The sequence below is a fragment of the Paramagnetospirillum marisnigri genome, assembly GCF_001650715.1.
In the GTDB taxonomy this organism is placed as follows: Bacteria; Pseudomonadota; Alphaproteobacteria; order Rhodospirillales; family Magnetospirillaceae; genus Phaeospirillum; species Phaeospirillum marisnigri.
The window spans coordinates 1-18,712 of sequence record NZ_LWQT01000057.1 but is presented as its reverse complement, the minus strand read 5'-3'; the positions used below and the strand labels follow the sequence as shown (position 1 = coordinate 18,712).

20 protein-coding genes are annotated in these 18,712 nt (G+C 64.3%); 4 read left to right on the top strand and 16 right to left on the bottom strand.

The genetic code is table 11. From position 1 onward, the window contains the following. Window positions 1-27 precede the first annotated feature (27 nt). The 10 genes from A6A04_RS11530 to A6A04_RS11490 all read right to left on the bottom strand — a co-directional run bounded on the left by A6A04_RS11530 (window position 28) and on the right by A6A04_RS11490 (window position 9,321). On the bottom strand, window positions 28-1,209 hold the full coding sequence (locus A6A04_RS11530; RefSeq protein ID WP_068493019.1) for a hypothetical protein: 1,182 nt from the start codon (window positions 1,207-1,209) through the stop codon (window positions 28-30). A 22-nt stretch (window positions 1,210-1,231) separates the two neighbouring features. After that, window positions 1,232-2,350 (bottom strand): DUF2336 domain-containing protein, encoded by a 1,119-nt coding sequence (locus tag A6A04_RS11525; RefSeq protein WP_068493018.1) that lies wholly within the window; start codon window positions 2,348-2,350, stop codon window positions 1,232-1,234. A 77-nt stretch (window positions 2,351-2,427) separates the two neighbouring features. Then, the gene (locus A6A04_RS11520; protein WP_068493016.1) at window positions 2,428-3,135 is read right to left on the bottom strand and encodes a glutamine amidotransferase; all 708 of its coding nucleotides are present in this window, start codon (window positions 3,133-3,135) and stop codon (window positions 2,428-2,430) included. 87 nt (window positions 3,136-3,222) lie between these two features. Next, window positions 3,223-3,531: a hypothetical protein gene (locus A6A04_RS21685; RefSeq protein ID WP_245651175.1), complete on the bottom strand. Its 309-nt coding sequence runs from the start codon at window positions 3,529-3,531 to the stop codon at window positions 3,223-3,225. After that, the gene (locus A6A04_RS11515) at window positions 3,528-4,058 is read right to left on the bottom strand and encodes a hypothetical protein (RefSeq protein WP_068493014.1); all 531 of its coding nucleotides are present in this window, start codon (window positions 4,056-4,058) and stop codon (window positions 3,528-3,530) included. The genes A6A04_RS21685 and A6A04_RS11515 overlap by 4 nt, the downstream gene beginning before the upstream one ends. Before the next feature lie 66 nt (window positions 4,059-4,124). After that, window positions 4,125-4,622 (bottom strand): hydrogenase maturation protease, encoded by a 498-nt coding sequence (locus A6A04_RS11510; protein ID WP_068493012.1) that lies wholly within the window; start codon window positions 4,620-4,622, stop codon window positions 4,125-4,127. Beyond that, a complete protein-coding gene (locus A6A04_RS11505) occupies window positions 4,619-6,109 on the bottom strand; it encodes a Ni/Fe hydrogenase subunit alpha (RefSeq protein WP_068493009.1) in 1,491 nt (496 codons plus the stop codon). The genes A6A04_RS11510 and A6A04_RS11505 overlap by 4 nt, the downstream gene beginning before the upstream one ends. A 19-nt stretch (window positions 6,110-6,128) precedes the next feature. Beyond that, a complete protein-coding gene (locus A6A04_RS11500; RefSeq protein ID WP_068493007.1) occupies window positions 6,129-6,683 on the bottom strand; it encodes an NADH-quinone oxidoreductase subunit B family protein in 555 nt (184 codons plus the stop codon). After that, window positions 6,680-7,459, bottom strand: coding sequence for a 2Fe-2S iron-sulfur cluster-binding protein (locus A6A04_RS11495; RefSeq protein ID WP_068493004.1), 780 nt, complete (start codon window positions 7,457-7,459; stop codon window positions 6,680-6,682). The genes A6A04_RS11500 and A6A04_RS11495 overlap by 4 nt, the downstream gene beginning before the upstream one ends. After that, window positions 7,456-9,321 carry an NAD(P)H-dependent oxidoreductase subunit E gene (locus A6A04_RS11490; protein WP_068493002.1) on the bottom strand — a complete coding sequence of 622 codons (1,866 nt, stop codon included), beginning with the start codon at window positions 9,319-9,321 and terminating at the stop codon, window positions 7,456-7,458. Before A6A04_RS11490 ends, A6A04_RS11495 begins: the two co-directional genes overlap by 4 nt. Before the next feature lie 245 nt (window positions 9,322-9,566). Between A6A04_RS11490 and A6A04_RS11485 the strand changes: the two genes are divergently transcribed. Beyond that, window positions 9,567-10,070, top strand: a complete 504-nt coding sequence (locus A6A04_RS11485; RefSeq protein ID WP_068492999.1) for a GNAT family N-acetyltransferase — start codon at window positions 9,567-9,569, stop codon at window positions 10,068-10,070. Next, the gene (locus tag A6A04_RS11480) at window positions 10,070-10,480 is read left to right on the top strand and encodes an Rrf2 family transcriptional regulator (RefSeq protein ID WP_068492997.1); all 411 of its coding nucleotides are present in this window, start codon (window positions 10,070-10,072) and stop codon (window positions 10,478-10,480) included. The genes A6A04_RS11485 and A6A04_RS11480 overlap by 1 nt, the downstream gene beginning before the upstream one ends. Here A6A04_RS11480 and A6A04_RS11475 read toward each other — a convergent pair. Genes A6A04_RS11475 through A6A04_RS11465 form a run of 3 tightly spaced genes read right to left on the bottom strand, consistent with a single transcriptional unit; the run spans window position 10,477 to window position 13,857 of the window. Continuing rightward, a complete protein-coding gene (locus A6A04_RS11475; protein WP_068492995.1) occupies window positions 10,477-10,842 on the bottom strand; it encodes a DUF1850 domain-containing protein in 366 nt (121 codons plus the stop codon). The genes A6A04_RS11480 and A6A04_RS11475 overlap by 4 nt on opposite strands. Then, window positions 10,839-12,899, bottom strand: coding sequence for a TRAP transporter permease (locus A6A04_RS11470; protein WP_216636097.1), 2,061 nt, complete (start codon window positions 12,897-12,899; stop codon window positions 10,839-10,841). Before A6A04_RS11470 ends, A6A04_RS11475 begins: the two co-directional genes overlap by 4 nt. Window positions 12,900-12,921: 22 nt before the next feature. Next, the gene (locus A6A04_RS11465) at window positions 12,922-13,857 is read right to left on the bottom strand and encodes a TAXI family TRAP transporter solute-binding subunit (protein ID WP_068492994.1); all 936 of its coding nucleotides are present in this window, start codon (window positions 13,855-13,857) and stop codon (window positions 12,922-12,924) included. 40 nt (window positions 13,858-13,897) lie between these two features. Between A6A04_RS11465 and A6A04_RS11460 the strand changes: the two genes are divergently transcribed. Then, window positions 13,898-14,893, top strand: a complete 996-nt coding sequence (locus A6A04_RS11460) for a ChaN family lipoprotein (RefSeq protein WP_068492992.1) — start codon at window positions 13,898-13,900, stop codon at window positions 14,891-14,893. A gap of 46 nt (window positions 14,894-14,939) precedes the next feature. Here the strand turns inward: A6A04_RS11460 and A6A04_RS11455 are convergent, their stop codons facing one another. The 3 genes from A6A04_RS11455 to A6A04_RS11445 form a co-directional block, all read right to left on the bottom strand. Beyond that, complete coding sequence (locus A6A04_RS11455; RefSeq protein ID WP_068492990.1) at window positions 14,940-16,223, bottom strand: TRAP transporter large permease; 1,284 nt, start codon at window positions 16,221-16,223, stop codon at window positions 14,940-14,942. Next, window positions 16,220-16,999, bottom strand: coding sequence for a TRAP transporter small permease (locus A6A04_RS11450; protein ID WP_172822760.1), 780 nt, complete (start codon window positions 16,997-16,999; stop codon window positions 16,220-16,222). The genes A6A04_RS11455 and A6A04_RS11450 overlap by 4 nt, the downstream gene beginning before the upstream one ends. Before the next feature lie 74 nt (window positions 17,000-17,073). After that, window positions 17,074-18,087, bottom strand: a complete 1,014-nt coding sequence (locus tag A6A04_RS11445; RefSeq protein WP_068492988.1) for a TRAP transporter substrate-binding protein — start codon at window positions 18,085-18,087, stop codon at window positions 17,074-17,076. 160 nt (window positions 18,088-18,247) lie between these two features. Here A6A04_RS11445 and A6A04_RS11440 point away from each other — a divergent pair, with 160 nt between their 5' ends. Continuing rightward, entirely contained in the window at window positions 18,248-18,691 is a 444-nt protein-coding gene (locus A6A04_RS11440) for a hypothetical protein (RefSeq protein WP_156612572.1), read from the top strand. Window positions 18,692-18,712 lie beyond the last annotated feature (21 nt).

Here is an 18,712-nt window from a genome sequence, read left to right as displayed (position 1 = left end):
ACCGATAAGCAGATACGGGACGGGACCCTACATTCCGCGTTCGAAATCGGCGGGGGCGCGCAAGTAGGCGTTGAAGATGTCGGGAAGCTTCTTGCGCAAATCCTCGTCGGGGTCGTCCGAATCCAGCTTGGCGACCTTGATCTTCTCGCAGAACATCTTGATCAGCTTCTTGTTGCCCGGCACGCCGAAAATCTCGGCGAATTTTTCCTCGCCCAGCTTTTCGGTCCCCACTTCCAGCATGATGGGAATCTGGCTGAACTGGAGGAAGCGGACCATCTGATTGATGGATTCTCCCGACAGGATGTGGAGATGCGACGCCATCTGTTCCAGGTCCTTGGCGTTCTGGACCTCCATGGCTTCCAGGCGTTCGCAGTCGACGCACATTTCCCAGAACTTCTCGCCCATCTTCTCGTATACGGTGCCGTGCAGGTAGTCGTAGCGATCCTTGCCCAGGAAGGCGACGCCCTTGGCGGCCAACGGCTGGGTGTCGAGCATTTCGCGCATCATGTCATCGGACAGGATGCGCTTGGCCTGGTCCATGCTCTGGCGGCCGATATCGGCCAGGGCGGCGATGCCCTCAGGGGTATGCAAAGTGGTGACGCCACGGCCCATTTCGCGGATCAGCTTGACCGGAAGCTCGGCGAAATAGGGGATCAGCGGCACCTGCCAGTCGTAATCCAGGTAATCGGTGATGGCGTTGTAGAAAATGTCGGCCTGGGTGGGCGAGGGCTTGGGCACTTCCATGTCGCCCCACTTGCCCGAAACCAGGGCGGTGATCTTCTCCAACAGGTTCCTGGGCTCGGCCTTGGCCGGCGCCTTGGCGGCGGCGGCCTCGGGGGGAGGGGCGAAGCGCTTGGCGGCATAGGCCTTGGCGCCCGAGCGAACCACCATGCCGATGATCTGGTTGACGCTGCGCTCGCAGCGCAACGGCGTCTCGTCATCGGCGACGGGATTACCCGCCGCATCGACCAGGAACTCGGCGAACAGTTCGCGCTTGGTCTTGATCAACTGCATGCAGGCGAACAGCAGGTCCGGGGTGGCGAGCACCGAAGTATAGGGATCGGGAAACGCCGCCAGAGCCGGAATCAGCTTGGTGAGCTTTTCGGTCACCGGTCCCTTGATGGTGGTGACGATCTCGCGGCGAAAGGCCGCGTCCTTGTCGACGGGCTTCGCGGCAGGCTTCGCCCCTGCGGGTGCGGTCTTGGCCATTCCTAACTCCCCTTGGGTTCCGTCAGTCTTCGCCAAGCACCGAGGTCGGAAGCTGGTTCATCTTGGAGAGCAGATATTCCAGGTCGTCATTCTCGAAATCCACGCCCAGATCGCCGTACTGGGTCAGGATGCGCTCGATCATGCGGCGCGAGAAGCGTTCGCGGTCATTGGGGCGGCCGTCATATTCCATCTCGTAGGAGACGTCGATGGCGGCGCGCATGGCGGCATAGAACGCCTTGGGCAGGCTGGCCTTCTCGAACAGCGCCTCGAAGCCGCGCTTGCCCGCGTCGTGAATCAGGGTCCGGCAGTTTTCCACCTTGATGCGGGCCAGTTTGGCCAGCGCCACCTCGAAGAAGGTGATATCGCCCATGCAGACGGCGCGCAGCATGATGGAGGGAGTCAGGCGACCGACGCGGTAGAGGTGTTCCACCAGTTGCGCCACGTTGCTTTCGGAATTGGACAGGCCCAGAACCGCCAGTTCGCGCGCCTGGATCATCATGGCGGCGGCGGCCTCGGGGGTCATGTCGGGCCGGGCCAGCAGGTGCTGGCGCAGGTTTTCCGAGACCTTGGTCATCAGCCGCTCGGCGACGGTGATGGGCAGTGACTTGCGCTCCACCAGCGACTTGCCGATGGTTTCGTTTTCGCCATAGCGGTCGGCGACGTTGATCAGGGTCTTCTCGCTGAGCACGGCGCCGTCATTGGAGACCAGGGTCGCCACCGCCGATTCGTTGCCGGTTTCCACCAGCGCATCGGCCACCGAGGCGGACACCGTCTTGCGTCCGGCCACGGCCACCTGCTTTTCGGGGCTCTGGCTCTGGATGATCTCGATCAGGTCCTCGTCGGTCAGCGCCTCCGAGAATTTGAGCATGGGCAGCGAAACGTCATCCACGTCACGGGCCAGGGCGATGGCCACGTCATGGGGGACTGTGGGATTCTCCTTCAACTGGCGCGACAGCGCCTCGCGCACGCGCACCTCGGCGTCGCGCACCATCAAGCGGAAGATATCCTCGGCCAGCTTGCGTTCGCCGGGGCTCAACCCCTGATGCTGCGAGGCGATCTTGTCGGCGATCTCCGCGCGCGTATCCCCGGTCGGATTGGACAGGAGGCGCTTGACGTCCTCTTCGTTGAGTTTCTGTTCCACGGCGTCTCTCTTACCCCTTCGGCCGGATTATACACCGCTTCCCACCAGGTGAACAGGCGGGACCCCGATCCTTGAGCCTAGTCGGATAGTGTAGCAGATAGAAAACGATTCAGCATCTCGGGAGCGCATTCCTCCAGCTCGGGAGCGAACCGCCTGGTTTCGGCCCGCAAGCCGGGCACGCTCAGGCCGTCGACGCTGGCGATCTCGCAGGCATGGCCGATGAACCAGCGCTCCAGCCCGGCGGCGGTGGCTTCCACATGGAACTGCAATCCCAGGGCGGCCTTGCCCCAGGCGAAGGCCTGATGGGCGGTCAATGGCGTAGACGCCAGCAGGGTGGCGCCATCGGGCAGGTCGAAGGTGTCGCCGTGCCAGTGCAGCACCGGAACCCGGTCCAGTACGGCCAGGGGCGAGGTCTTGCCGTCTCCGGTCAGGGTCAGGGGCGACCAGCCGATTTCCTTGACGCCGTCATTGGGATAAACGCGGGCGCCCAGGGCGCGGGCCATCAACTGCGCTCCCAGGCAGATGCCGATGATGGGGCGCCCGGCCTTCAGCCGCGCCTCGATCAGCTTCAGTTCGTCGGCGAGAAAAGGGTAGTCATGGTCTTCATAGGCGCCGATGGGACCGCCCAGCACCACCATCAATTCGGGCTTCAGCGGATCGACGGCATCCAGTTCGTCCCACCCGGCCTCGCGGTACTGGATGCAGAATCCAGCCTCACCCAGGGTCTGCTCAAAGCTTCCCAGGTCCTCGTAGGCCACATGGCGAATGGCGACGCAGGTTTTCATGTCCCCCCGCATTCGGACGTCTCCCGGGTTCTCTCATACCCGAGCCTTCCGACTTCGTCGAGGTTGATCAGGCGACCTATTCCTTATTTATGGAGGATCGGAGGCGGCACGGCTGTCACAGCCCGAACCGGCGGAAATCCAGCGCGCCGCCAAACGCTCGCCCCAACGGGTCGGCAACCATCCCATCACTCTCCGAGGGCGGGCCAGAAGGTCGCAGACATAGCGTGTCGCCGCCTCGTCCCAGCCGAGCGCCGGGCAGGGACCGCGCCGGGTTCGAAACAGGATGATGCCCAGCGGACAGGTCTCGGCGGCGCAGCAAACACCGCAGCCGTTGCAGGGGGCGCCGCATGGGGGCTTGGGCGGCGCCCGGACATCGAGGACGACCTCCAGGGTCACAGAGTGACTTCGTGCTCGAAATAGTCCTTGTTGCGGATATCGGCGCCGGATTTGGTGCGGTCGATATAGACCACCCGCCAGGACGGCATCTCTTCCTTGATCCGCCGGGCGATGTTCATGGCGCGGGTGGAGAAGGCGTGAATATCGCTGATGGAAACGGTCTCGGCCTTGTCGAGGGAGTGCTTCCAGGCGACGATCTCGTCGCGCAAGCCGGGGCTGAGGGCGACGGGCGCCGCGTCGGCGCGCTCGTCATCACTGTTCCAGACACCGTCCTTGCCCCAATAGCACATCAGCCTGACCCAGACATAGCGGTCGCCGACCCGGGTTTGGCCGGGGGCGCCCGAAACCGTCATGGCGAGCAGGCGGGTGTTCTCGGCCCGCAGCCGATCCATTTCGGCCGCCGCGTCCAGCAACAGGCCGAACAGGCAGTTGGCCTCGTGCTGGCCGGTTTCGGCCAGGGCGCCGCCGCAGCGGCAGGCGGGGGCGGGGAAGGAAAGCAGGCGGCTGTGAATGTTGGTATTGGCCATGGCCATGATCCTTGTTGCAAGCATCGGCTTTCGGGTTCGCACAATATCAGGTCGGCAGGGTGCCCTTCATGCGCCATTCCGGTCGGGTGGGCATGCGCCGGGAACACGCCCGGCCAGCCAGTCGCGTGTCCAGTCCACCGCCGCGTCCAGATGGGCGCTGGCGGCGGCACTGAGCGGCGTTCCCAGCTCGAACGCCTGGCCCGCGATGGCCAGCAGGTGACATGGCGGCGGTTCGGCGGCCGTGACCTGCCGGTAGACATGCATGACACCCTGGGGAGACAGGGCATGGGTGGTGAAGCTGGCATCCTGTTCCGGGGCGATGCACCCGGCACGGAAGGGCGCCTGGTCCGATCGTGCCGAGGCATCCACGAACAGCACCCTGTCCCGGCCTTCCAGGTCCAGGGCGTGCTCCACCTGAAGCTGGAAGTCGGTCAACAGTTCCACCGCCCCCCATTCGGGGTGCTCCCCCAGCATGGCCTCGACCCGTTCCAGTAGCAGCGGCCCCAGCGCGTCATCGCCCCGCGAGGGGTTTCCCCAGCCGAAAATCAGAACCGGCGGCTTCACGCCTTGATCTCGCCCGTCTCGCTCCGGGTCATGCGGTCAATCTCGACCCCGGCCGCGTCCACCAGCGAGACTTCCAGCGGCATCTTGCCCAGCGCGTGGGTGGCGCAGGACAGGCAGGGATCGAAGCAACGGATCGCCACCTCGATATGGTTCAGCAGTCCCTCGGTCAACTCGCGACCATTCAGGTAGTTCTTGGCCACGTCGCGCACCGCCACGTTCATGGCGGTGTTGTTGTTGGTGGTGGACACGATCAGGTTGGCATAGGTCACCACGTCGTCGTCATTGACGCGGTAGTGGTGGAACAGGGTGCCGCGCGGCGCCTCGATCACGCCGATGCCCTCGTAGCCGCGTGGGCCGCTGGTCATGATGTCGGTCCCCATGATGTCGGGATCGTCCAGCAGCGCCTTGATGGTTTCGGCGGCGCACAGCATCTCGATCATGCGCGCCCAGTGGAAGGCCAGCGAGCCATGCTGGGGTTTGCCACCACCATAGGCCACGAACTCGATCCGCTCTTCCTCGGCCTGGGGCGTCGGGATGCGGTCGCAGTTCTGCACCCGGGCCAGCGGACCCACCTTGTACCAGCCGTTCTCCTCGCCCAGTTGGGTGATATAGGGGAACTTCATATAGCTCCACGGCTTGACGCCCTCGGTCAGCAGGGTGTTGTAGCCCTGGTAGCTGACCTGGTCGAACATGACCTCGCCGTCCTTGTCGCGGGCACGCAGGGCGCCGTGATAGAAGTCCAGGTCGCCCTCGGGATTCACCAGGCTCATCATGGTCGAGGGCACGGCGCCGAAGCTGTCATACAGGCCGGGATTGGCCTTGTGCAGCGTCTTGATGATCTTCACCGCGTCGCGGCTCCAGGCCACCATCTGGTCGGCGTCCTTCAGCAGGTAGTCGCGTTCCTCGGGGGTCAAGGACTTGTTGACGCCGCCCGGCACCGAGCCGGTGCCGTGCACCCGCTTGCCCGAGGTGACGCGGATCACTTCCTGGCCGAACTTGCGCAGCAGCACGCCCTTCTTGGCCACGTCGGGATTGGCGGCGGCGACGCCGACGATGTTGCGCTTGGCCACGTCGGAATCGAAGCCGAACAGCAGGTCGGGCGAGGACAGGTGGAAGAAGTGCAGCGCGTGGCTTTGCAGCATCTGGCCGTAATGCATCAGGCGCCGGACCTTCTCGGCGGTGGGGGTGAGCTGCGCCCCGCCGACGATCATGTCCATGGCCTTGGAGGCGGCCAGATGGTGCGATACCGGGCAGATGCCGCACAGGCGCTGCACCAGCACCGGCACTTCCCAGAACGGGCGGCCCTCGATGAATTTCTCGAAGCCGCGGAATTCGACGATGTGCAGGCGCACCTGATGCACCTTGTTGTCGTCGTCCAGCAAGATGGTGACCTTGCCGTGGCCTTCCACCCGTGACACCGGCTCGATGACGATGCGGCGGAGCGCCTCGGGGTTGGCGGCGGTTTCCAGTTCGAACGAATGGTTCATGATGCGCGACCCCTCGGGTTCAATCGTAATGGATCAGGCCGTGGCCCAAGATGGGCGTCCGACCGGCCAGGAGGTCGGTGAGGAACTTCCAGATGGCGTCGCCGGACGGGGGGCAGCCGGGCAGGAAGTAATCGATCTTGACCACTTCGTGCAGCGGATGGACCTCGTTGAGCAGCAGCGGGATTTCCGGATCGTTGGGAATATGGACACCGCGTCCGGGCCGGGCATAGACGGCGGCCAGGATGTCGCGGATGTCGAGCGAGTTGCGCTGGGCGGGCAGGCCGCCATTGATGGCGCAAGCCCCCATGGCGATCAGGATCTTGCAGTTCTTGCGGAACTCCTGCAGCACATGGACGTTTTCCGCGTTGCAGACCCCGCCCTCGATGATGCCAAGGTCGCAATCGGGGCTGCAATGCTTGATGTCGGTGATGGGGGAGCGGTCAAACTCCACCAGTTCGACCAGATCGAGAATGCGTTCATCGATGTCGAGGAACGACATGTGGCAGCCGAAGCAGCCCGCCAATGAGGTGGTGGCGACCTTCAGCTTGCGCTTGGTGGGGGCGGCGGCGTTCATCGCACCTTCTCCTTGACCGGGGCGTACTGCACCGGATCGGCACTGATGGGGGCCTTGTCGAAACGGCGTTGGCCGTAGGGGACCTCGAAGCCGTGGCGCTTGTGCAGGATCACGCCCACCGGGCAGACATTGGCGGCCTTGTCGGTGGCGGCCAGGTTGGTGTCGCCCAGCCTGCCGCTTTCCGAGTTGCAGATCAGATGCTTGGTGGCGCCGCGTCCCGACAGCGAGAACACGTTCTTCTTGTCCATCTCGGCCGAGGCCCGCACGCATAGTTCGCACAGGATGCAGCGGTTGAAATCCAGCAGGATGTCGGGGTGGCTGGCATCCACTTCACGCTTGGAGAAGTATTGCGGGAAATGGGGGTCCATCACCCCCAGGTCGTAGGCGAGGCCCTGCAGCAGGCATTTGCCGCTTTTCTCGCAACTGGGACAGTAGTGGTTGCCTTCCACCAGCAGCATCTGCACCAGGGTGCGGCGCAGATCCAGCAGTTCCGGCGTCTCGCTTTCCACATGCTGGCCCGCCACCGCCGGGGTGGTGCAGGACGCGGCGGCGCGGCCGGGAATCTTGACGCTCTGGCCGTCCTCGGTGGTGATGGTCCGCGAATCGATGCGCACCGTGCACAGCTTGCAGCTGCCATGGGGCTTGAATTCGGGGTGGTAGCACAGATGCGGGATGTATTTGCCCGCCGTCAGTGCCGCCTGGATGATGGTCTGGCCTTCCTCGAAGGGGATTTCCTCGTCGTCGAGGAAGAAGCTGTTGGTCTGGCCATCGGTCATGACACGTCTCCCGCCTTGGCGCCGACGCCGGACTTGGATTTTCGGTGGGCGATGTGGAAATGGGCCCCGGGATCATCGCGCCCGGTGACCTCGCGCATCTTGGACAGGGCCTTGTCCAGGTCGAAGGCCGGTTCGAACTCGCGCACCGTCAGGCGCAGCTCGTAGGAGGGGCGGAACTTCTGCAGGGTGTCGGCGACGCAGTTGCCCGCCGTCTGGCCCAGGCCGCAATGGCTGGCGGTCTTCAGGGTCTTGATCACCCGCTGGGCGTCGCCGATGTCGTATTCGCCGCCATGGCCGTCATGGATCTTGTCCATGACGTTCTTCAGCAAGGTGGTGCCGACCCGGCAGGGCGTGCAGAAGCCGCAGCTTTCATCCACGAAGAAGTGGACGAAGTTGCGGGCCACCTCGAACATGTCGCGGGTATTGTCGAAGATCATGAACGAGCCGCCGGTGGGGATGTCCTCGAAGGCGATGCGCCGCCCGAACTCGCCGGGCGCGATGCACAGTCCCGAGGCCCCGGCGATCTGGCAGGCCTGGGTATCGATGGCGCCGCAATCGGCCAGGACCTGCGACACGGTGACGCCATAGGGGTATTCGTAGATGCCCGGCCGGGCGCAGTCGCCCGAGATGGACAGAACCTTGGTGCCAGACGATTTGGCGGTGCCGATGGACTTGTACCAGGCGGCACCCTTGGCGGCGATCAACGCCGCCGAGGCCAGGGTCTCCACGTTGTTGACGGCGGTGGGCTGGCCGAGATAGCCGCTGGTCACCGGGAAGGGCGGGCGCTTGCGCGGCACGCCGCGATGGCCTTCCAGGCTTTCCAGCAGGGCGGTTTCCTCGCCGCAGATATAGGCCCCGGCGCCGAGATGGACCTCGATATCGAAGTCGAAGCCGGTCTGGCCCAGGATGCTCTTGCCCAGCAGCTTGTCGGCGCGGCGCTTTTCCAGCACCGCATTGAGCTTGTCCAGCAGATAGCGGTACTCGCCACGCAGATAGACCAGGCCCTTCTTGGCGCCGATGACATAGGCCGCCACGGTCATGCCCTCGAACACCAGATCGGCATGGGCTGACAGCAGCACCCGGTCCTTGAAGGTGCCGGGCTCGCCCTCGTCGGCGTTGCAGACCACGTAATGGGCGCCGTGGGCGCCGGTGCCCACGGCATTACGACAGAATTCCCACTTCTGGCCGGTGGAGAAGCCGGCGCCGCCACGGCCGCGCAGGCCCGAGGCCTTGATGGCCTCCAGCATCTCGGCCGGGCCGCGCATGGCCCTCAGCGCGTCGCCGGGCGCCAGGTCGTTGCCCAGCAGCGCGTCCTTGCGGCGGATATTGTCCTCCACCACGAAATATTCGGCGGGCCACTCGTCCAGCGGCACCTTGTGGCGGATCAGGTCGACGACCTTGTCCACCCGCTCGGGCGTCATGCGGGTGAGGGGGCGGTAGTTGACCAGCATGGCCGGTCCCTGGTCGCACATGCCGGTGCATGACGTGGTGTCGACGCTGACCAACTGGTCCTCCGACACCTCGCCGGGGCGCAGCCACAGCTTCTTGCACATGCGCGCCATCAGGTCGGCATTGCCCAGCATGCGGTCGGTGATGTTGTCGCTCCACAGCACCCGGTAGCGGCCCTTGGGCTCGCTATGGAAGAAGTGGTAGAAGCCCGCCACCCCCTCGACCTTGGCGCGGGGCAGTTTCAGCCCCTCGGCGATGGCGGTCAGGGTTTGGGGCGACAGCCAGTCCAGCTCTTCCTGGATTTCCCGCAGAATCTGCATCAAACGGGTGGCGTCGCGCTGGTGTCGGGAGAGAACGGCGTCGATAACTCGGCCGCAATCCTGGCCGTCGCCGTTGGCATTGGCAATCCGCATCGGAGTACTCCCTCCAAATCCGCGATCACTGTCGTGGTTGCCGGACATGGTACACCCGGACCAGTGCAACGCAACGCCGGATTTCATTCGGGGACGCATGGCGGATCCGGCGTCGTCGCTGGGATTCCCCGCTTGGTCATGGAAATTTCACTCTGCGGAAATCCCGTGGCGAATCTTAACCTTCTTCGTTGTAATCAAGGCTTGTCTGCACTAAAACTGTCTAATCAGGGAGAAAGACGCTCGGCATGGCAAATCCTCACGGCAAGAACTCTGAAAAGAAATGTACCGTCCGCCTAGCAAAGGCAGCGGACATTGCGCAAGTGATTGCCATTGACGCTGAAAACACTGGCCTTTTCAAAGACGAGTATTGGCAAGATTTGTTCGAGCGATACAACAATCGCACGGCAGCCCCCGATGATGATGCTCCGCTGAAATCAGCAAATCGGTACCGATTTTTCTTGGTGGCCTGCGACGGCGATTCCGTTCTTGGCTTCATTATCGGTGAAGTCCGGGCCTGGGAATTCGGCTCGCCGCCCTGCGGCTGGGTTTTCGCCATCGGCGTTCGCAACCAGATTCGCCAGGAAGGCGTCGGCAATACCCTGTTCGAGGCCCTGTGCGACCGTTTCCGCAAGGCCGGGGTCTACAAGGTCCGCACCATGCTGGCCCGTGATCACACCGTGATCATGAGCTTCTTCCGCAGCCATGGCATGATGGCCGGTCCCTTCATCGAGCTGGAAAAGGACCTCTGATGAAGTTGCAGAAAGCCACCCGTTGCGCCCTGTTCGCCATCCTGGAACTGGCCGCCGGGCACGATCGCCAACTCTCCGCCAATGAAATCGCCGAGAAATACGGTATTTCCACCAACCATCTCGCCAAGGTCCTGCGGTCCCTCGGCCGGGTCGGGCTGGTGGAGGCGGTGCGGGGCGCCGGTGGTGGCTATCGCTTCTCCGGCAACCGGCGGCGGACCACGCTGCTGGACATCATCCAACTGTTCGAGACCATCGACCCCATCCGCAATGGCGAGCGCGAGGACGGCGACGACACCGCCGAGGGCAAGGCGCTGTGCCAGGTGCTGATGGAAATCGAGGACACGGCGCGGGCCACTTTCGCCTCGCTGACGCTGGACACCATGATCAAGCTGGTGGACCGCAACCGCTAATCACACGATGCCAAGGTGATGGTGTCGCCGCTCGCCATCTGGCGCAAGGGGCGGCATCCGGTCGATTCCGAGCACAGTTTCCAGTCGGTAGTATACCCCGACAGGGCGAGGACGAGGCGCTCCAGCTTTCGTTCCGGTCGCCACACCCAGCGATCGCCCTCGCGCCGGGCCTCGGGCGAAGGGTCCATTCCGGCGCCCGATCCTGCCACCGAGGCCTGTTCCAGGATCAACTGGCCCGCGTCGATGCGCCAGTCCTCGCGCCACTCGATTTTTTCCACCGAATGGGTCCAGGCCAGATGAAAGCCCGTGTCGGGGGCCAGCAGCAGCAGCCCCGCCGCCGTCACCGCGCACAACCCGCTCATGCCGCCCGTGGCGCCACTCTCCGACTCCGCCACCAATGCCAGGCGAAGAAGGTCGCCGCCAGGGCGAAGCCCACCTGATCCGTCCAGGGAATCGCCGCCACCAGCAAAACCGCTCCGACCACCGCCAGCGCCCGTTCCCACAGGGCCAGGGGCGTCCGCAGGTAGCCGATGGTGGCCGCCCCCCATAAGCCGATGGCGACCAGGGCCTTGACCACCATATAGGCGGTGTCCAGCAGGGTGCCGGACACCATCATCAGCGAGGGGTCGTAGACCGCCATGAAGGGCACCACGAAACCGGCCATGGCGACGCGGACCGACCACCAGCCGGTAAGGGAGAAATCGGCCCGGGCGATGGAGGCGGCGGCGAAGGCGGCCAGGGCCACCGGCGGCGTCAGATCGGCCAGGATGCCGAAATAGAACACGAACATGTGCGAGACGATCAGCGGCACCCCCATCTTGTACAAGATGGGCGCCACCAGCGAGGCGGTGATGATGTAGGTGGGAATGGTGGGAATGCCCATGCCCAGGATCAGCGAGGCCACCATGGTCAGCAGCAGGGCGAGGAACAGGCTGTCGCCGGACAGCGCCACCAGTCCCTGGGTGAAGGTTCCCGCCACGCCGGTCAGGGTCATGGTGCCGATCAGGGTGCCGACCAGGGCGCAGGCGACGCCCACCGGCACGGCGCTGCGCGCCCCTTCCACCAGGCCGCGCACGCTCATGCGCAGGGTCTCGCGCCCGCCCTTGATGGCCAGATTGATCGCCACCAGCACCGCGACGGTGACCACCACCGTGTCGATGCCCAGCTTGAAGAACAAGGAGCAGGCGACGCCCAGTACGCCCCAGAACAGGAAGCGTCCGGGCAGTCCGCCGATATTGGCGGCGATGGAACTGCCCAGGATCACCATGGCGGTGAGCGCCAGTCCCACCGTGCCGGAATACATGGGGGTGAACCCGGCCAGCAGCAGATAGACCAGGGCGGCGAGGGGAACGATCAGGTACCACTGGCGCTTCATGGCGGCCAGGGCGCTGGGACACTGGTCCTTGGGCAGGCCGTGCAGTCCGGCGACTCCGGCTTCCAGATGCACCATCCAGAAGGCCGAGGCGTAATACAGCAGGGCGGGGATGGCGGCGGCCTTGCAGACCTCGGCATAGGAGATGTTCAGGGTCTCGGCCATGATGAAGGCCACCGCTCCCATCACCGGCGGCATGATCTGGCCGCCCATGCTGGCGGTGGCCTCGACCGCGCCCGCGAATTCGGCGCGGTAACCGAACCGCTTCATCAGCGGGATGGTCAACTGGCCGGTGGTCACCACATTGGCGATACCCGAGCCGTTGATGGTGCCCATCAAGCCCGATGTGATCACCGCCACCTTGGCGGGGCCGCCCTTGGTATGGCCGACGGTGCCCAGGGCCACGTCGGTGAACAGGCGGATCATGCCCGCCTGTTCCAGGAAGGCGCCGAACAGGATGAACAGGAAGATATAGGTGGCCGAGACATAGACGGGGATGCCGTAGATGCCCTCGGTCCCCAGATAGTATTGATTGATGACCTGATCGAGGCCATAGCCGCGATGGTCCAGCGGCGCGGGCAGGTATTGGCCGAACAGGGCGTAAACGACGCAGATGCCGCAGAGCACCGGCAGTTCCCAGCCCATCAGTCGCCGGGCCGCCTCGAACACCAAGGCGATGACGACGCAGCCCACCACCAGGTCCATGGTGCTGGGATCGCCTGATCGCTGGACCAGATCGGCCTCGAAGATCAGGTGGTAGAGCGAGGACACGGCGGAAAGGCCGCCCAACGCCCAGCTAAGGGTCGCCCGCAGCGGCTGGTCCCGCTGCAGGGTGGCGAATAGCGCGAACACCATCAGCAGCAGGAAGCCCACATGGATGGAACGCACCGGTAGCGAGGACAGGGGTGAATAGGCCGCCGTCACGATCTGGAAGGTGGAAAAGGCGATGGCGATCCAGAACAGGGCGCGGCCTTCGACGCCCTGGCCGAACACCTCGCCCTTGGTGTCGATCTGGGCGGGATCGACGTCCCCGACAGTGGTGGTCACGGTCGCCTTCTCCCCGGGATGTCTATTTCAGCAGTCCGACCTCGCGGTAATACTTCTCCGCCCCCGGATGCAACGGGATCGGCGATTTGGCCGCCTGATCGGGCACGATTTCCTTGGCGGCGGAATGGGCCGAATGCAGTTCCGGCAGATTGGCGAACAGGGCCTTGGTCATGGCATAGGCGGTGGCGTCATTGACGCCGTCATGGGTGACCAGGAAATTGCGCACGGCGGCGGTGGGAACATCCGTGGTCTGGCCGCGATAGGTGTTGGCCGGAACCATGGAGGTCACATAGGCGGGATCATTGGTCTTGGCGATGACGTCGGCCGGGATGGGAACCACCACGATATCCTCGCCGCTGGCCAGATCGCGCAGGGACGAGACGCCGAGGCCCGCCGACTGCAGCGTGGCATCCAACTGCTTGTTCTTCAGCAATTCGACCGATTCGCCGAAGGGCAGGTACTGCACCTTCATGTCGGCATAGGTCAGGCCCGCCGCCTTGAAGATGGCTCGCGCGTTCAGTTCGGTGCCCGACTTGGGCGCGCCCACCGACACCCGCTTGCCCTTGAGGTCGGCCAGGGTCTTGATGCCGGAATCGGCGGTGGCGACGATCTGGATGTAGTTGGGATAGATGGCGGCGATGGTGCGCAGCTTCTTCAGCGGCGCCTTGTAGCCTGCCTCCTCGACACCCTCCCAGGCCTGGGTCAGGGAATCGCCCAGGGTGAAGGCCAACTCGCCGCGCCCGGCCTGAAGCAGGTTGAGATTCTCCACCGAGGCCTTGGTGGCCTGCACCGTCACCCGCGACTCGGGAATGGCCTTACCGTAGATGGAGGACAGCGCGTTGCCCATGGGGTAGTAGACGCCGCTGGTTCCGCCGGTCAGGATGTTGACGAACTGCTCGGCCTGGGCGGGCAGTGCCATGGCGACGGTCAAAGCCGCCGCGAGTGCGAACTTCTTCATGTGTCCTCCCATGTTGGCGACCTTTTTAGAAAGGTTTGGTATGACCATAGCGCAAGCCAGCCCCAATCGCCAGCCTATGCGAACGGTTGTTCGATTCCTCGCCATTGCCATGATGGCGCTGCCGCTGGCGGCGCTGGCGGGGGAGCATCCCCCTGTTCCGGGCCTGAACAGCCCGTCGCCGCTGGCCGGGCGCGTCTGGAGCCCCTCGGAACGACGTCTCATTTCCCCCGAGGCGCTGGTGGAACGGATGCTGGAGGCCGGAATCGTCGGCCTGGGCGAAACCCACGACAATCCCGACCATCACGCGTTGCAGGCCTGGGCGGTGCGCCGGCTCGTCGCGGCCGGTCGGCGGCCGGTGGTGGCTTTCGAGATGATGGATGCCGACCAGCAGGCGGCGCTAGACGCGGGCCTGGGCGATCTGGACGGGCTGGGTCGGGCTCTCCATTGGGAAAAGCGCGGCTGGCCCGACTGGAGCCTTTATCGCCCCATCGCCCAGGCGGCCCTGGATGGCGGCGGCGCTCTGGTGGCGGCCAACCTTCCCACCTCGACGACGCGCGAGATCGCCAAGGGCCAGGAAAACCCGGATATCCGCGACCGCTTCGGGCTCGACGATCCGCTGCCCGCCCCGATCAGCGCCGCCATGGCGACCGAGATTCGCGACGGACATTGTAATCTGCTGCCCGAGACGGCGGTTCCCGCCATGGTGCGGGTGCAGCGCGCCCGCGACGCCGCCCTGGCCGAGGCAGTGGCCAATCAGGCGACGCGGCCGGAAGTGGGGCCGGTGGTGCTGGTGGCGGGCTCGGGCCATGTGCGGGCCGACCGGGGGGCTCCGGCGCGGCTGCGACTGCTGGTGCCGGGGGTCCGGGTCTTCACCCTGGCCTTCCTGGAAGCGGGGGATGGCGAGAGTGATCCCGCCGCCGCCGCGCGCTTCCGGGACGGCGGCACGCCGTTCGACGCGGTGTGGTTCACCGGCAAGGTTGAGCGGGAGGACCCTTGCGCCCAGATGGAGCGCCACATGAGGGCCAAGGCTAAATGAAAAACTCCCCCCGGTGGTGGCCACCGGGGGGAGGGGAAGGGGAAGACTACATCACGCCCAGGACCTTGGGCAGCCAGATGGAGACGATCGGGACATAGGTGATCAGCACCAGGAAGCCCAGCATGGCCAGCAGCCAGGGCCAGACCGCCACGGTCAGCTCGGTGATACCCATCTTGGTGATGCCCGAGGCGACGTAGAGGTTGAGGCCCACCGGGGGGTGGCACATGCCCACCTCCATGTTCACCACCATCATGATGCCGAAATGCACCGGGTCGATGCCCAGCTTCATGGCCACCGGGAACAGGATGGGGGCCATGATCAGCACGATGGAGGAGGGCTCCATGAAGTTGCCCGCCATCAGCAGCAGGATATTGACCACCAGCAGGAAGGCGATCACTCCCATGTCCTTGGCGACGATCCAGTCGGCGATGGCATGGGGGATGTTCTCGTTGGCCAGGACGAAGGAGAACAGCACCGCGTTGGTGATGATGTAGAGCAGCATGGCCGACATGGAGGCCGAGGACAGCAGGATCTTGGGCACGCCCCGCAGCGGCATGTCTTTGTAGACGAAGATGGCGATGAAGAAGGCGTAGACCGCGCTCATGGCCGCCGCCTCGGTGGGGGTGAAGATGCCGGTATAGATGCCGCCGATGACGATGATGATCAGCGCCAGACCCCAGATGGCATCCTTGAAGGTGCGCAGCCGCTCGGCCCAACTGGCGGGCTTGAGGCGGGGATAGTCGTTCTTGCGGGCGATATACCACGTCACCAGCCCTAGCACCGTGGCCAGCATCAGGCCGGGGATGACGCCCGCCATGAACAGGGCGCCCACCGAGGTATTGGTGGCCACCGCGTACATGACCATCACCAGCGACGGCGGGATCAGGATGCCCAGCGCGCCGGAGGTGGTGATGACACCCGCGCCGAAGCGGTTGGGGAAGCCCTGCTTGACCATGGCGGGCAGGATGATGGAGCCGATGGCCACCACGGTGGCGGGGCTGGAGCCCGACACCGCCGCGAACAGGGCGCAGGCCATGACGCCCGCCAGTCCCAGCCCACCGTGCCAATGTCCGACCATGGCGGTGGCGAAGTTGATCATGCGCCGCGCCACGCCGCCATGGGTCAGGAAGTTGCCCGCCAGGATGAAGAACGGGATCGCCATGATCTCGAACTTCTCGATGCCGGTGAACAGCTTCAGCGCCACCGATTCCAGGGGGACCTGGGTCATGGTGAACAAGAAGGTCAGCACCGTGAGTCCCAGCGAGATGGAAATGGGCATGCCGGTCAGCATCAATGCCGCCAGCAGGCCGAAAATGATGGCTGCGCTCATGGCCGCTTCTCCCCATCGGTCTTGTCCGAGGCATCGCCGCCTTCCATGGGAACGCGGCTGCTGCCCGCCTTCATGCCGTCGCCCTCGCCCAGGGTGGGGTCGCCGCCTTCCTTGGCGAGATCCTTGGGATGCAGGTTGTCGGCCATCTCGAACCAGTTGATGTCCTGGGCGGCGCGTTGAGGATCGGTGGTATCCTCCTCGAGGCCTTCCACATGGCCGTGGTCGTGATGGGGAAGCTCGCCGGTACGGATGAAGGAGACGCAGACCTGCAGGAAGCGGAAGCACATCAGCGCCGATCCCAGCGGAATCGCTGAATAGACGATCCAGGTGGGCATTTCCATGTCCGGGGTGATGGGGCCTTCGTAGAGGTCGCCGATTTCCATGCCCAAGAAATTGACGAAGGCGTAGTGAGCCCCGTTCTCCCACACGAAATGGCCGCCCATGGTGGAGACCACGCCGGTGAACAGGGCGCCGGACAGCAACCCGAAAATGATGAACTTGTAGCGCCACTGGGGCGACAAGCGGTTGATCAATACGTCGACGCCCACATGGATGCCGGTGCGAACGCCATAGGCGGCGCCGAACTTGGCCATCCACACGAACATGATGATGCACAGTTCCTGGGCCCAGGAGAAATCCCAGTGTCCGACCACGGGATAAAGCAGGGTGGTACCGGCGGCATAGCGTTGCATGACGGCCACGAAGATGATGGTGGTCGCCGCACCCATGAGGAAGGCGATTAGCCATTCCTCGAGGTGATCAAGGGCTTTCAGCATGGGACCTCCCACGGCTGTCGATTGGACAGTTATTGATTGGGAGCCGCCTTGCGGCGGCTCCGCTCACCCGAAGGTCAGTTCTTGAAGCCCAGTTTGGCGGCTTCCTTGTAGAACGAGTCGATCAGGTCCTTGCCGACGCGCTTTTCCATGTCCTGATGGACCGGCAGCATGGCCTTGCGCCAGGCGGCCTTCTCGGCGTCGGTGGGGGTGTAGAACTCGGTCTTGCCGCTGGCCTTCATGGCGGCCAGGGCATCGTTGTTCTCGGTTTCGGCGATGGTGTTGGCGAAGGTGGTGGCCTCGGCCATGGCGCCTTCCAGCACCGCGCGGATATCGGTGGGCAGGCCTTCCCAGAACTTCTTGTTCACGATCACCGCATAGCCCAGATAGCCGTGGTTGGACACGGTGGCGAACTTCTGCACTTCGTGCATTTTCTGGGTGTACATGTTGGACGGCGGGTTTTCGGTGCCATCGACCACGCCGGTCTGCAGCGCCTGATAGACCTCGGAGAAGGCCATCACCTGCGGCAGAGCGCCCAGGGTGCGCATCTGGGCATCCAGCACCTTGGACGACTGGATGCGCATCTTGACGCCCTTGAAGTCGTCGGTGGTCTTGAGCGGCTTGTTGGCGCTCATGATCTTGAAGCCATTGTCCCAATAGGCCAGGCCGATGATGCCCTTGCCTTCCAGCTTCTTCAGCAGGCCGCGGCCGACCGAGCCTTCGGTGACCGAGCGCAGCACTTCCTTGGACGGGAAGATATAGGGCAGGTCGAAGACCTCGAATTCCTTGACGCCCAGGGGGCCGAACTTAGCGAGCGACGGAGCCAGCATCTGGACGGCGCCCAGTTGCAGGGCCTCCATCTCTTCCTTGTCCTTGTAGAGCTGGCTGTTGGGATAGACCTCGACCTTGACGCGGCCCTGGGTCTTTTGTTCCGCCAGCATCTTGAAGCGCTCGGCCGCCTTACCCTTGGGGGTGTCGGGGGCGACAACATGGCTGAACTTGATGACAATGGGCTGGGCCTGCTGCGCCATGGCGGCGCCGGTCAGCATCAGCGCCGCGGTCAGGCTGGTCAGGAACGTACCGATTTTCATGTCTTGGTCCTCCCGGTTGTTTCAATCACGTTTGTTTTGGGAAACTATATATATCTTACTCAAGTGGAGACCATTGCGGTAATCCACAATCGGCAACGGGCACGGTCGGGGGCATATGACCAATTTCCAGGTATTCCGGGGCAGGGATGCCATCCAAATCATGCCAGTGATCGCCATGGTCCTGGTGGTGATGCTGCTGGGCGTGCTGTTGTGGTTGCTGCACCGCAATGAAGTCGAGGACGAAAACAGGGCCTTGATCCAGGATATTCTTTGGGTCGAGCAGAATCTTCACTTCAATCTGGACGCGGTGATGGAGCGGCTGGCCCAGTTGGCCGATCTGGCGGGGCGCGAGGGGGATGCGTCGGTGAGTTTCGTGGTTCAGGGCCGCGCCGTGATGTCCAACAGCCCTGAGGTCGAGCGCATTCTGGTGCGCGATGCCGATGGCCGGGTGAGGCGGGCAATTCCCCCTGCGGAAGCCGATCCCGATCGGGGCGGCGATCCCGACTGGCGCACTGTCTTCACCCTGGCCCGCACCCTGGGCCGCGAGGTGGGCACCTCCGGAAACTGGCGTCGGCTCGGGTTTCGTGATTCCCTATCCGTATGACGGAACAGGGGGCGGATATGA

What these genes read in the sequence shown, in the direction of transcription:
- A6A04_RS11530 (WP_068493019.1), bottom strand. Translation starts at nt 1,209, where the DNA reads ATGGCCAAGACCGCACCCGCAGGGGCGAAGCCTGCCGCGAAGCCCGTC.
- A6A04_RS11520 (WP_068493016.1), bottom strand. Translation starts at nt 3,135, where the DNA reads ATGAAAACCTGCGTCGCCATTCGCCATGTGGCCTACGAGGACCTGGGA.
- A6A04_RS11515 (WP_068493014.1), bottom strand. Translation starts at nt 4,058, where the DNA reads ATGGCCAATACCAACATTCACAGCCGCCTGCTTTCCTTCCCCGCCCCC.
- A6A04_RS11505 (WP_068493009.1), bottom strand. Translation starts at nt 6,109, where the DNA reads ATGAACCATTCGTTCGAACTGGAAACCGCCGCCAACCCCGAGGCGCTC.
- A6A04_RS11500 (WP_068493007.1), bottom strand. Translation starts at nt 6,683, where the DNA reads ATGAACGCCGCCGCCCCCACCAAGCGCAAGCTGAAGGTCGCCACCACC.
- A6A04_RS11495 (WP_068493004.1), bottom strand. Translation starts at nt 7,459, where the DNA reads ATGACCGATGGCCAGACCAACAGCTTCTTCCTCGACGACGAGGAAATC.
- A6A04_RS11490 (WP_068493002.1), bottom strand. Translation starts at nt 9,321, where the DNA reads ATGCGGATTGCCAATGCCAACGGCGACGGCCAGGATTGCGGCCGAGTT.
- A6A04_RS11485 (WP_068492999.1), top strand. Translation starts at nt 9,567, where the DNA reads ATGGCAAATCCTCACGGCAAGAACTCTGAAAAGAAATGTACCGTCCGC.
- A6A04_RS11480 (WP_068492997.1), top strand. Translation starts at nt 10,070, where the DNA reads ATGAAGTTGCAGAAAGCCACCCGTTGCGCCCTGTTCGCCATCCTGGAA.
- A6A04_RS11475 (WP_068492995.1), bottom strand. Translation starts at nt 10,842, where the DNA reads ATGAGCGGGTTGTGCGCGGTGACGGCGGCGGGGCTGCTGCTGCTGGCC.
- A6A04_RS11465 (WP_068492994.1), bottom strand. Translation starts at nt 13,857, where the DNA reads ATGAAGAAGTTCGCACTCGCGGCGGCTTTGACCGTCGCCATGGCACTG.
- A6A04_RS11460 (WP_068492992.1), top strand. Translation starts at nt 13,898, where the DNA reads ATGACCATAGCGCAAGCCAGCCCCAATCGCCAGCCTATGCGAACGGTT.
- A6A04_RS11455 (WP_068492990.1), bottom strand. Translation starts at nt 16,223, where the DNA reads ATGAGCGCAGCCATCATTTTCGGCCTGCTGGCGGCATTGATGCTGACC.
- A6A04_RS11450 (WP_172822760.1), bottom strand. Translation starts at nt 16,999, where the DNA reads ATGCTGAAAGCCCTTGATCACCTCGAGGAATGGCTAATCGCCTTCCTC.
- A6A04_RS11445 (WP_068492988.1), bottom strand. Translation starts at nt 18,087, where the DNA reads ATGAAAATCGGTACGTTCCTGACCAGCCTGACCGCGGCGCTGATGCTG.
- A6A04_RS11440 (WP_156612572.1), top strand. Translation starts at nt 18,248, where the DNA reads ATGCCAGTGATCGCCATGGTCCTGGTGGTGATGCTGCTGGGCGTGCTG.